The organism is Salinivibrio sp. IB282 (genome assembly GCF_001995685.1).
In the GTDB taxonomy this organism is placed as follows: Bacteria; Pseudomonadota; Gammaproteobacteria; order Enterobacterales; family Vibrionaceae; genus Salinivibrio; species Salinivibrio kushneri.
Map to the genome: position 1 here is coordinate 1 of NZ_MUET01000073.1, position 12,168 is coordinate 12,168.

Consider the following 12,168-nt stretch of genomic DNA (forward strand, 5'->3'; position numbering starts at 1 on the left):
CACTATAGCTGGCAACGCAATAAGGCACTAGATAGTTGAGTAGTGCGTGACCTATACGTAAGTCTGCCTCGCCCCAAATAGCCTCCCCCTGATTAATCACATTGAGTACAGTGCCGACTACCAATGCGATTTTGAGTGCATTGAGCGCTACGCTGGGTTGAATTAACGTCCTAAAGAGTTGTTTCATTTAACGTCCACCCTCAGCACGTTCAAGCAGTGCCTGCGTGGGGAGGGTGGAAATTGTCTGTTGGATAACGCGTTTAATCAGGCCCGTATCAGGTCTTCGTCGTTGTTGTGAGGCGGGAATCTGGACACCAGTGGGTTCTAAGTCGTATGTGTTGTCTGTGATGACCAGTTTTGCTTGCTGTAAGCAAAGTGGGCAATGAAGAAGTTGCCCTGGCGCATCATCACGATAACGAGTGATCGTCGGGCCGCATGTCGGGCAGTGATGCAGGGGGATCCCTTCATCGGTATGCGCAATGATGGCGTCAAATTCGCCCGCTTTGGCGAGGTTGACAAACCGTTGCCCGATTGATGTATCAAACTGGCTGCCAAGATTCTCTTCGACAATGTCAATCGCTTTTTGTTTGTGCATGGCTTGTCGATAAGGACGGTGGCTGGTCATGGCATCAAAGGCATCACAAATCGCGATAAGCTTGGCCTCTGCAGGAATGGCATCACCGGATAATTTGTTGGGGTATCCTCGGCCATCGACCCGTTCGTGGTGTAACCCGACGGCGTTGCGCACAATGGGCCCTAATGGATGGCCTTCCAAGATATACATCCCCTCATTGGGGTGACTCTGGATGATGGCAAATTCGTCATCGGTCAGCTTATCTGTTTTCTTTAAGATGGAATCAGGGACACTGACTTTGCCTAAGTCGTGCAAAAAGCCACCTAGGGTCGCGATGGCCTGCTCTTCTTTCGACCACCGTTCTGCTTTTGCGACCGCTGATGCAAACTGAGATACCCGCCAAAGGTGGCCGCCTGTGTAGGGGTCTTTTGCCTCAACGGTCCACGCCAGTGTTAATAGGCTTTGAAACAAGCGCTGTGTTTGAACACTATCCACATCGGAACGAAACCACTTTGTTAACCATTGCATCGTTATATCCTTTGTTGTGCGCCTTTATGAGTAGACAGGGACTACCCGGTAGAACTTTCAGTTTGCGGCGCGGATGTTTCTGTCAAAAACTTAGGCAGGCTGAGCACCACGGTAACCCCTTGATTGATATTAGAATCGAAATGAAGTTTTCCCTGCAGTTTTTGGTGTACCAGATTGAACACGAGATTAAGGCCGAGCCCTGAACCGCCTTTACCGCGTGAACTGGTATAGAAGGGCTCAAAAATACGTTGGTGAAGTTCGGGCGCAACCCCGACGCCATTATCGGTATAGCGGATTTCTACGGTCTCGCCTTTATCGGCGATATGAATCTTTATGTCCGGCTCGGGAATACCTTCAAAGGCATGGCGGACACTGTTCATCACTAAGTTGGAGATAACTTGGGTCAGCACCCCAGGCAGGCTACTCATGGCAAGATGAGGGTCACCTTCGATAATCGGTGCCACCGGCACTTTTTTCGTTTCGGGGCGCAAACTCCCCATTAATGCTTCAAGCGTTTGCACCGGACGGAACTGACTTCGACTTTCAGACACTTGGTCGACCGCTGTTTGCTTGAAATCACGCACTAATCGTGCCGCACGATTGAGGTTGGTTTCCAGCATATTCGTGCCATCCGTGACCTGCTTCATCACGGCCGAATACTGCTCACTGGTCAAGGTTTTTTGCTCGAATGCGCTGTTTAGTGTGGAAACCGCGTCTTTGATCACTGAATTAGCCGTCACCGCGATACCCAGGGGGGTGTTCACTTCGTGCGCGACGCCGGCGACTAAGCTCCCCAGCGCGGCGAGTTTTTCGGACTCCACCAGTTGAGTTTGCGCAGCTTTAAGGTTCTCCATACTCTGCGCGAGATCCTGGGTTCGCGCGTCAACGGTCGCTTCTAAACTCTGATTCAGTTGTTCGAGTTCCAACTGGGTCGTTTTAAGCTCAGTGATATCAATCGCGGTGCCGCGAAAACCCGTGAAGCCTTGACCAGTGAAATGTGCTATCCCTTGAAACACAAAATAGTAGGTGTGTTTTCCCAAGGTGATTTTTTCTTCGCACATGGTGAAATCATCGCATGTGTCCAAACAGTGTATCAGTGATGTGCAGTGGCTCAGTACGGGAACTGACTTTACCTTAGGGTGGTTTTCGACCGAAATCGCGAGCGCGACTTGCATCGCTTCAGAGCAAAATGTCAGTCGCTGCGTGGCATCGGTTTCCCACAACCAATCTGAAGCGGCGTTAGTGAAATCCGACAATCGCGCCTGTTCTAACGCGATATTCTTATAGAGGTTGGTCATGCGTAAAGTGATTTTATTGGTTTCCTCCGCCAGCCAGTCGAGTTCATCGCTTTTTTCCATAATCAACTTTCGATGTGTCAACTGCAATGGCTCGTGGATGGGCTCCACAGGGTCAAAATGAGACAAGTGTTTGGCAATCGCAAACACGCGTTGGCTGACGCTTTGATGGAAGACCCATAAAATCAGCGAGCAAACAATCAGGGTTTTGACCCCGTTGAGTAGGAGGGTGACAACAAACTGTTGCAGTAAGAGATCATAGATTTTTTGCGCGTCAGATTTTACGCGTAGGGTGCCGAGATGAATCCGGCGATCAGTGTCGGGATGGAAATAACTGAGTTCCGCTTGACTGTCCACGCTGGTGGTGGTGAGTGGCTTCCCCGCATCGAGCACGACACCGTCAAATTCAATCGAGAGGTAATCGATATAAGGCAGATTAACCAGCCCATCCAGCCGGTTTTGTGCGCTAACAAGGTCGAACACCCACAAAGACGATGCGATTAAGTCGGCATGGACATTTTGAATTTCCGCATGGCGGCGGTCAACATGGTCGAAAGCTTCCTCATAATCCCATGATAGCTGCAGTAGCGTGGTCAATATGGTAAAAAAACTGCTGAGTAAGACCATCAGCAGAATGATTCGGCGGCCAACAATACTGAAAAGCGGGTGCTTGAGCCCCTGTTCAAACCTTTCTAGTTTTTCCATTCGATATCCATTACCTTAATCTTTACTCTCACTGGCGTACCGTGTTGCTTCGCTGGATAAACTTAATGGGATCAAAAACATAAACTTGACGCCTTGCCCGGGCGATGATTCAAATTGCAGTTCGCCGCCTAGCTTTTGCTTGACGAGATTAAAGACCAAATTGAGGCCGAGCCCTGAGCCACCACGTCCCCGTTTACTGGTATAAAAGGGTTCAAAAATTCGGTGGTGAAGGGATGGCTCGATACCGCAGCCATTGTCTTGATAGCAAAGGTAGAGGTGGTCTTCTTGCCTTTCAAATTCGATCGTGATTGTCGGGTTATCCGTCTCGTCAAAGGCATGGTTGATGCTATTCATGACGAGGTTAGAGATCACTTGGGTAACGACGCCGGGTAAGCTATACATGAGTATGCCACGCTCTCCGCTGACCTCGGGAGCCACCGGAATTTTACGGGTTTCTGGATGTAAGCTCGCAACCAGTGCGTCTAGTGTTTGTTTGACATCAAATTCGGTGAGCGTTTCTGACACTTGATCGACGGCGGTTTGTTTAAAGTCACGAATAAGATGGGTCGCACGCTTGAGGTTATGTTCCAGCATGACTACGCTGTCGTTCACTTGTTTGATCAAAGAAGCAAACTGTGTGCTGGTTAACGTTTGTTCCTCAAAGGCCTGGTTGAGCGTGTGGGTGATATCTTTAATCACTGACGAGGCGGTGACCGCAATGCCTAAAGGTGTGTTGACTTCATGCGCCACCCCTGCCACTAAGCTCCCGAGTGCCGCAAGCTTTTCCGACTCGACCAGTTGTTCTTGCGCCGCTTTTAAGTGTTCCATACTCTCTTGAAGTTCACGGGTTCGCTCATCAACGGTTTCTTCCAAGTTATGGTTCAATGTTTCCAGTTCAAACTGGGCCGTTTTGAGCGCGGTGATATCGATGCCCGTGCCTCTAAACCCGCGAAAGCCATCAATACCGTGATGGGCAAGCGCTTGAAAGACAAAATAACGGCTTTCACCCTCAACGGGTAYGATCTCCTCACACATCGAAAAGTCCTGTTGTCGGTGAAGATTGGCCATAAACTGATGACAACCGACAGTAGGAAGTAACTTGTCAAGGTGCGGATATTGGTTAGGATTAAGGTCAAATGCTAAGCGCATCGGCTCAGAGCAAAAGGTCAACTTGAGGTCGGCGTCGGTTTCCCACAGCCAATCTGAAGAAACATGGGTAAAGTCAGCTAAGCGCTCGCGCTCGAGCATAATATTGCGGTAGAGCGTTGACATATTTTGGGTGATTTTATTGGTTTCGGCCGCYAGCCAGTCGAGTTCGTCTTCTTTTTCCATGATATAGCGCTTACGGGGGAGGGTGAGCGTCTCTTCTTTAGGGTCAAGTGGATTGTACTGACGTAAAAACTGCGCCACTTTAAACACGCGTTGGCTGACGGTATGGTGGAATACCAATAAAATGAGGTAACACACCATGAGTGTTTTTATCGCGTTCAATAGCAGTGTGATACAAAAGCGTTGTACCAAGTCATTATAGATAGCATTGGTGTTGGACTCGACGTAGATAGTACCAATCCGCTGGGTGTTTCCTGTATCTGGGTCGTCGTATTGCAATGGATACTCGTTAACCATTTTGCTCACCTCTAACGGTGAGCCCGCTTCAAACAAATAGTTTTCCGAGCGCACCGCTAGGTAGTCGACATGGGGGAGATTGATCAGCCCGTCAATGCGCTCTTGAACACTGGTTAAGTCATAAATCCAAAGCGAGCTGGCGAGTAATTCGGCATGAACGTGCTCAATTTCATAGTGTCGGCTATCTACTCGGTCAAAAGCCTCATCGTAATCCCAATAAGTTTGCAGCAAGGTGGTAAAAATGGTGAAAAAGCCACTGAGCAAAATCATGATCAGCAAAATGCGTCTTCCCACCAAACTGAAGAACGGATTACGAATGCTGTCATCAAACTTTTGGTTTCGGCTCATACGTGTTAAGCGCGTAAGTCGTTGCGGATACGGTAAGTGTAGAAGAAAAAACGGCTCTCACCGTGAAGAGTAGTGTCCAGGGCGCGTGATTTATAGCATGGATGAGGTGTCACCATGGTTGTACACCGTGATGGCGTAGGCAGACGAATAACTGACGTCGCGCCGCGAAACGCCTCTGAAATAAAAAGTGATCATAAAAGGCCCGTTAAGGGTCATGGCTAATCTGGGTATTCAGCACGAATAGCGATAAAGTCGTCCCAATGCTCAAGGAGTAAATCGACCAGTTTGGGCTCAAAATGCTTGCCGCGCTGGGCGATCAGCTCTTGGCGAATATCATCATCCGTCCATGCTTCCTTGTACGATCGCTTTGAGCCAAGGGCATCGAATACATCGGCCAGTGCTGAAATTCGGCCACTAATTGGAATGGATTCGCCTTCGAGGTGATTGGGGTAACCCGTTCCGTCCCATTTCTCGTGGTGGGTGGCAGCAATCTCTTTGGCTTCGACGATCAAGCGCCGTTTGGAGTGGCTGAGAATTTCGACGCCGTATTCGACATGCTTTTTCATCGTTTCCCATTCATCCGCATCGAGTTTTCCCGGCTTGTGTAAAATCGCGTCTGGGATAGCGACTTTACCGACATCATGAAGTGGGGAGCCGTGTTTGAGCAGCATGGTTTTGTGCTCGTCCAGACCATAGAGTTGGCCTAACTTTTCACAGAACAAAGACACCCGTTGCACATGGGCACCGGTTTCTTTACTGCGCGCTTCGACTGCATTGGCTAGGTTGTAGACCAATTCTTTCGAGGTCTCACGCAAATCGACCATAAGGCTTAAGTTTTCGAATGTTAGGCCTATATTCTGCATATAGATCTTAAGCAGCTGTTGGTCCAGCTCAGAGAGCGTTGTGGCATGATTGACGTACAATAAAAACTCGACATCTTCATCGTCGCGATGAAAAAGGACAAAGCCATTCTCAAACTGAATGCTTTGTTGTTCATCGAGTGCTTGCTGGCATCGCTCTGAGACGATTTTAGGTAACWTCTCAAACGCACACTCACTGTAACAGTCCACGTATTCTCCCGTCGCCGCCAACGTCAGCGCACGTGACTCTTCAGCACCGGGTCGCGGTTGTACCACGCAATAAAACGCGGAGTCATGAATGTGAAGGAGAGAGGTTAATTGCTCCAACACCGCGGTGGCATAGTGTTGCAAATTGGTGGTGTTCTGTACGTTTGCAGAGGCCTCAATCACCCGTTTGAGCCCCTGTTTTTGCTCCTCAATCATGCACAAGTCACGATAAGAGCGGAGCATCGAATAAAGCAGGGTTTTGAGCTTCTGGGTTGTCAGTTCCGTTTTTTCTTTGTAATCATCAATGTCGTATTCGCGGATCACCCGATCTTCTGGTGCTTGGCCGGCTTGTCCGGTGCGCAATACCAAGCGGATCACGTGGTCATTTTTCTCGTCGCGTATGTAGCGAACTAAGTCTAAGCCCGCATGTTCGGTTTCCATGACTACATCAACCAATGCGAGCGCAATATCAGCTTCTTTTTCGAGAATCTCTCTAGCTTCCTGCCCAGACAGAGCCGATAGAATTTCTAGAGGACGTCCTTGAAACGTGAACCCCGTTAGCGCAAGCCGTGTGACTTCATGCATCAGATCATCGTCATCAATCAGCAGTATACGCCATGGCGCTGCACCAGATGCTGAATTGGTCTCATGAGGCTTGGGAGATGCGCCGTCACGTTGATCTGCAAACAAGTCCATTCACTTCGCCCCTATTCGCGTTTATCTCAGTTAGTTAAAGCGTAGTTTAGGACTTTCAAAGTTGCGAGGAGGGAGTGATTGATAGTTAAGTGACTTTCCTTGGGTTTGTTACCGTTCTCTGATCTGGCGCAGTATCTGAGCTAACTGGGCTGCTAGCCTTGGCATTGACAAGCCGTTGCCTAGAGGCTTAACGCCAGAGGCGTTGCATAACCTTGGTTATTTTATCGCCTGTTGACAACAGCTTGAGTAATTCTCTTACACAATTGTTGTGATATACCTATCAGTTGTATGGCGCTTATTTTGCGGGTGGCAACTAAGGCTGTTTTACTAAAATCATTATTAAAACACTATGACAGACAAACAAGGCAGTTATGTTTAAAAAACTCTCCCTCAAACACAAGCTCGCGCTGTCGGCGAGTGTGGCCATCATTATCGGTGGTTTGCTCGTTGAAGCGTTATCGTTTCGTGCATCACTTGCCCGGTTGGACACCGAAGTGGCACAGCGGCTGGAAAGTACCACGGCATCATACAATCAATATGTGTCTGACTGGGTTGCTTCAAAAGAGCGTGCGATGATCTCACTGACCAGCGAGGCCGATGAGAACAATATGGTCACCCACCTTAAGCAAGTGCGCGATGCGGGTGGCAAGCGCTCCAGTTCAACGGCGACACCTTGGTACTCGGGGCGGATGTTGAAATTGGTGACATTATCGAAGGTCTCGAGAAGGTGATCTTGCCGGGTAATGGCTATATGTTTATCGCCAACAGCGAAGGCAATATTTTTACCCACGCGAACACCGACTTACTCAAGGAGCCAATTAACCAGCTAGGCTTGTCTTTTAGTACGGTGAAGTCCGCCATGAATTCCGGTGAAAGTGTGATGGCCGACGTGGGTGGGGCAGAAAGTGTGGTATATGCCAAACCCATCAAAGAGACCGGGTTAATCACTGTCACCGTGATTAACTATGAATCCCTAGTCGCGCCACTGTTTGATGCAGTCTGGGGGCAAATTGCGGTGACAATTGCAGTGGTGATTGCCTGTACGCTGCTGTTCAATCTGCTGGTAAATATTCTATTTAGACCGTTGACCAATGTCTCTAATGCCCTCGAGCAAATTGCCCATGGTAGCGGTGATCTGACTCAACGCATTGACGTTGAAAGTGAAGATGAAGTGGGGCAACTGGCGAAAAACTTCAACACCTTTGTGGGGAGTATGCATCAGTTGATTAGCCATATTCGCGAGCAAGCCGACCAACTCACGTCGCAGTCGGACAGCAGTACGGAACGGGCACGCCGCAACGTGGATGACATTAATCAGCAGCAGCAAGAAGTGACCATGGTGGCCACCGCCGTCACCGAGTTGGCCTCTGCGACACAAGAGATCGCCTCGCATGCTGAACACACCGCGAATACGGCGCAAGAATCGACCGCGAGTACTGATAATGGGCGTGCGGTGGTTGAAAATACCAAAACATCGATCACTCGGTTGTCGGATGAGTTGAAACAAGCCAGCACTATTGTTGCCGAACTAGATAAACACTCGCAGGAGATTTCGACGGTACTGTCGACCATTCAAGGGATTGCGGAGCAAACCAACTTGCTTGCACTCAACGCGGCCATTGAGGCAGCGCGTGCGGGTGAGCAAGGGCGAGGCTTTGCCGTCGTCGCTGACGAGGTGCGTATTCTGTCGCAGCGTACCCATGCTTCGACCGAAGAAATTAAATCCACGATTGAGACGTTGCAAACCACGACGGCAAGCGCGGTATCGACCATGGAAAGCAGCTCAGTGTTGGCGGGCGATTCTGTGTCTGATGTGGATAAAGCCACGGCAGCTCTGAGTGAGATTGATGCAGCGGTCAATCAGATCAGTGATATGGCGACGCAGATCGCGACCGCGGCAGAAGAGCAAACCCATGTGACAAGTGAAATCACACAAAACATCACCTCCATCAAAGATGTGTCTGAGCACTTGGTAAGCAGTGCTAACGATACCTCGCAAGAGGCGGATAATCTGCGTAGTCAGGCAACACAGCTGAGCGACAAGGTATCGACGTACAAGCTTTGATGCACCGTCGACCAAGACGCTAAATGAATCAGCCGCTACCCACGCATCATGCAAGGTAGCGGTTTTTTTGAAAAAAATGTGAGAGGAATGGAACTTTTGCTGTGGTGCTCAGTCCTAAAGGATACTGAAGCAACAGAAAAAGGTTTTATGTTAACCCTACTGCGACACTTTCGTACCTCGTTTATCCTCTTCCTCATCGGCACGGGTTGCCTGCTCGCCTTCAACCTTTCCACGCCGCACATTGCTGCCAACGGCAGTCCAAACGAACCGTTCGCATTCATCCCGCTAGCCTGGTTGTTTTTAGGATTGAGTGCGGTCATGTTTGTTGTCAACATGGTGATAACCATGCTAGGCATTAAACGGCAACACCTTGATTGTTAATGCCACAAACCATTTAACGCCTGATTGTTAATACCAAGGTCCAGAGGAGGCAAGATGATACAGCGCAATGGCCCAGAACTGGATATTGATATTGGTAATAAGCACTTGGTGATCCAGCGTCGCTATGAAGCGTTGGGGGCATTTAACGATTTGCTAATTGCGATTTGGTTTTTGATCGGGAGCTTCTTTTTTCTCAATGATGCGTTAATAGAAAGCGGAACATGGTTGTTTATTGTGGGTAGCGCGCAATTGTTACTGAAGCCGAGTATCAAATTGATGGGCCTAGTCCATGTCTCGCGCGTGCAACAACGGGCGCAGAACACAGCATAACCAACGGTTACTCAATCAATTATAAATTCATTAGCCTCTGAGCCAAGAGGCGAATAAACCCAAGAGGCAGGGTGATGACCCTGCCTCTTGCTATGGTGGCATCGCATTGGTTGGTTTGTTATCGCTATTTACCCCAGAACCCAGAGCTGAAGGGCGACAAAAAAGCTAATCGATAGTCCGACCACTAATAAGGTCGATAGACGGGTACAGGCTAAACCGATCGCGACTAAAGCACCCAGTAAATAAGGATTGGTGGTCGAAATAGCCAGCTTATCCTCGGGAAAGAAGACAATCGGTACCCATAGCGCGGTTAGAACCGCCGGTGCAGAGTAGGTAAGGAGTCGTTGCAACCGCGGACCAATGCGCACAGGGATGCTACGCGCCAGCAGCAGATAACGCACTGAGAAGGTGATCAGCGCCATGGCGACGATGATTAACCAGTAACTCATGTTGCTGCCCTCCGTGTCGGTAACGATTCAGCCATTAGCCCTGCGACCATACCTACGCCAGTTGCAATGATTAATGCGTTAGGGATGTGGTAATAGGTGAACAGCAGCATACTGATACCGCTTGCCAAGGCACAAAGTAGCACGGGACGGTTTTTTATACTGGGTACGGTCAGGGCGATAAAGGTGGCCGCAATGGCAAAGTCGAGCCCGATGGCTTCCAAAGCTTTCAGCTGAGAGCCCGCCAGAATCCCCGCCAAGGTGGCAAGGTTCCAACCGATATAAAACGCGGCGCCCGTATAGAGGGCGTAGTGTTTAGAAAATCTACCATGTTTGCTGGTGTGTGCGGTTGAAAGCGCATACATTTCATCGGTCAGTAAAAAGCCGAGGCCGAGACGCCATTTAAGCGGCAAGGGAGTGATGTACTGACGAAAGTGGGCACCATAGAGAAGGTGCCGTGCGCTAATCACCAGTGTGGAACCGAGCACCGCTGGCAAGCCTGCCGCATTGCCCACCATCATGGTGCCAGACAACTGTACCGCCCCTGCAAAAACCAGTAATGACATGGCTTGTGTTTGCAGCGCACTGAATCCCATTTGCAGCCCTAATGAACCGCAGAGTATCCCCCAAGGCAGGACGGCGAGGCACAGCGGACTAACATCGCCCAATGCGCGCCATAGTGATGCCTCAGGCGCATGCACCTCTTGTGCAGCCTTATGCATAGATCACCTTTTTGTTGTATTTGCTTGGTTATAAATTGTTTTTATCGGTAAGGTGCTAAAAGATCAGATAACGTACTGATTAACAAACTTACAAGATGTTTGTATCACATCGCTACGCAGTCGCAAAGAACGGGATAGTTAAGTGGGCTTCCCGCCATGATACTCAGCGGTCTATTGATGCTGTTGGCTTAACCCACCCAGTGATAATGGTGGTTCGGCTTTTTGGCGACCAATCCCTGTTGTTGTAAGTGGGTAAATAGGGTATCGACGGCCTCTTGGCTTAGTGCATACTCCGCCATTACGGCTTTCTTGCTACAACGTAACGTTTTGGCGGCTAACGCGGCTTTGATATCGGCATAAGGCGAATCTAAATCCTCGTTAGGAACCTCTGAAGGCGTTGTGGATTCCGTGTCTATCTCATTAACACGAGAAGACTCCTTGGTGTTCAGAGGCGTAGGGGGTGTGGCATGTGGGTGACGATACCAATGGCGGAAACGCTGCTCTTCACCAATCACGCCGACAAAGAAAGCGGCGAATACATCGAGCAACACAGAGAGAAAAATCACCAGCCAAGATTGGGCCTGATCGGCACTGACGCCCAAGGTGTTCGCAAGATTGCTAATCAACCCCAAGATGGATCCCTGTGCCACCGCGGGTAAGCTATCGCGCTCTAACGCGAGCTGCTGTTGCTCTTTGCGTAATTGGTTGTTTTCTTTTTGTAATCGCGCCACACCCGTCGCAATTCTATCCAATTCGATATAACGCTCGGCGGCTTGATTGTTCAACGTGATTTGTTGCTCGATGGCGTTGATTTGCCGGTTATAAGCATCAATCTGCGCTTGGGCTTGGCGCTGCTCACTTTGCGCGGCATTGGTGGCACTATTGATGCCGCCAATACTGCCCCCAATCGAGATTAAGGCCAAAATGAGATAAAAAGCCAGGGCTGACAGGGCACCCACATAGTTGCCGTGCGCCCGGCGCTCACCAAACTCGTACCATGCATAAAACTTACCCGCTTCAAAAATCACTGCCAGTGCCCCAAACAACCACTGCATCAGCGGGTTATCGTCAAGGGATAAAAAAAGCAGCAGGGAAAAAATGGTAGAAGCCACAATGGCGGCGCCGGTAAAGCTGTACACACTTAACATGGCGAATCGCCCTTTGGGGAAGCGTAACGCCATCTTGGTTGGCGCTGACATGACTTGATTCATATTGTTGTTATTGTCTGTGATATTGAGAGGGCGCAAAGCCTAGCGCATCTCAGCCGATTTGTGTGTTAGGCAGGTGTGAAAATTCCAATGAATGCCTGCTTCCTCACCAACCTGCGCTAAAAAGCATCGTCAACTCAGTCAGGATTTGCCTATTAGTCACTATCAGAGAGTATT

The 12,168-nt window shown here is 49.5% G+C and carries 10 protein-coding genes and 1 pseudogene; 3 read left to right on the forward strand and 8 right to left on the reverse strand.

Annotation, left to right across the window (positions count from 1 at the left end):
* The 5 genes from nrtS to BZG14_RS12790 form a co-directional block, all read right to left on the reverse strand.
* The coding region (gene nrtS / locus BZG14_RS12770; RefSeq protein ID WP_077608899.1) for a nitrate/nitrite transporter NrtS at window positions 1–187 on the reverse strand (187 nt) is incomplete at its 3' end.
* The gene (locus BZG14_RS12775; RefSeq protein ID WP_077487100.1) at window positions 188–1,102 is read right to left on the reverse strand and encodes an HD-GYP domain-containing protein; all 915 of its coding nucleotides are present in this window, start codon (window positions 1,100–1,102) and stop codon (window positions 188–190) included.
* 41 nt (window positions 1,103–1,143) lie between these two features.
* A complete protein-coding gene (locus tag BZG14_RS12780; RefSeq protein ID WP_077487101.1) occupies window positions 1,144–3,102 on the reverse strand; it encodes a PAS domain-containing sensor histidine kinase in 1,959 nt (652 codons plus the stop codon).
* Window positions 3,103–3,117: 15 nt separating this feature from the next.
* Entirely contained in the window at window positions 3,118–5,076 is a 1,959-nt protein-coding gene (locus BZG14_RS12785) for a sensor histidine kinase (protein WP_077608900.1), read from the reverse strand.
* Window positions 5,077–5,294: 218 nt separating this feature from the next.
* Window positions 5,295–6,839, reverse strand: a complete 1,545-nt coding sequence (locus tag BZG14_RS12790; RefSeq protein WP_077608901.1) for a DUF3369 domain-containing protein — start codon at window positions 6,837–6,839, stop codon at window positions 5,295–5,297.
* A 371-nt stretch (window positions 6,840–7,210) separates the two neighbouring features.
* Between BZG14_RS12790 and BZG14_RS12795 the strand changes: the two are divergent.
* The 3 genes and pseudogenes from BZG14_RS12795 to BZG14_RS12805 all read left to right on the forward strand — a co-directional run bounded on the left by BZG14_RS12795 (window position 7,211) and on the right by BZG14_RS12805 (window position 9,615).
* Window positions 7,211–8,904, forward strand: a pseudogene (locus tag BZG14_RS12795) (methyl-accepting chemotaxis protein).
* A gap of 48 nt (window positions 8,905–8,952) precedes the next feature.
* Window positions 8,953–9,285 carry a DUF3955 domain-containing protein gene (locus BZG14_RS12800; RefSeq protein WP_077608902.1) on the forward strand — a complete coding sequence of 111 codons (333 nt, stop codon included), beginning with the start codon at window positions 8,953–8,955 and terminating at the stop codon, window positions 9,283–9,285.
* A 54-nt stretch (window positions 9,286–9,339) separates the two neighbouring features.
* Window positions 9,340–9,615 carry a YrhK family protein gene (locus BZG14_RS12805; RefSeq protein WP_069362687.1) on the forward strand — a complete coding sequence of 92 codons (276 nt, stop codon included), beginning with the start codon at window positions 9,340–9,342 and terminating at the stop codon, window positions 9,613–9,615.
* A 128-nt stretch (window positions 9,616–9,743) separates the two neighbouring features.
* Here the strand turns inward: BZG14_RS12805 and BZG14_RS12810 are convergent, their stop codons facing one another.
* From BZG14_RS12810 to BZG14_RS12820, 3 genes are all read right to left on the reverse strand, one after another.
* A complete protein-coding gene (locus BZG14_RS12810) occupies window positions 9,744–10,064 on the reverse strand; it encodes an AzlD domain-containing protein (protein WP_077459258.1) in 321 nt (106 codons plus the stop codon).
* Window positions 10,061–10,783 carry an AzlC family ABC transporter permease gene (locus tag BZG14_RS12815; protein WP_077608903.1) on the reverse strand — a complete coding sequence of 241 codons (723 nt, stop codon included), beginning with the start codon at window positions 10,781–10,783 and terminating at the stop codon, window positions 10,061–10,063. The genes BZG14_RS12810 and BZG14_RS12815 overlap by 4 nt, the downstream gene beginning before the upstream one ends.
* Window positions 10,784–10,971: 188 nt before the next feature.
* Window positions 10,972–11,982 carry a Preprotein translocase subunit SecY gene (locus tag BZG14_RS12820; RefSeq protein WP_077608904.1) on the reverse strand — a complete coding sequence of 337 codons (1,011 nt, stop codon included), beginning with the start codon at window positions 11,980–11,982 and terminating at the stop codon, window positions 10,972–10,974.
* Window positions 11,983–12,168: the final 186 nt, after the last annotated feature.

Excerpts from the sequence above, each read along its gene's own strand:
- BZG14_RS12775 (WP_077487100.1), bottom strand. The coding sequence starts at position 1,102 with ATGCAATGGTTAACAAAGTGGTTTCGTTCCGATGTGGATAGTGTTCAA.
- BZG14_RS12780 (WP_077487101.1), bottom strand. The coding sequence starts at position 3,102 with ATGGAAAAACTAGAAAGGTTTGAACAGGGGCTCAAGCACCCGCTTTTC.
- BZG14_RS12800 (WP_077608902.1), top strand. The coding sequence starts at position 8,953 with ATGCAAGGTAGCGGTTTTTTTGAAAAAAATGTGAGAGGAATGGAACTT.
- BZG14_RS12805 (WP_069362687.1), top strand. The coding sequence starts at position 9,340 with ATGATACAGCGCAATGGCCCAGAACTGGATATTGATATTGGTAATAAG.
- BZG14_RS12810 (WP_077459258.1), bottom strand. The coding sequence starts at position 10,064 with ATGAGTTACTGGTTAATCATCGTCGCCATGGCGCTGATCACCTTCTCA.
- BZG14_RS12815 (WP_077608903.1), bottom strand. The coding sequence starts at position 10,783 with ATGCATAAGGCTGCACAAGAGGTGCATGCGCCTGAGGCATCACTATGG.
- BZG14_RS12820 (WP_077608904.1), bottom strand. The coding sequence starts at position 11,982 with ATGTCAGCGCCAACCAAGATGGCGTTACGCTTCCCCAAAGGGCGATTC.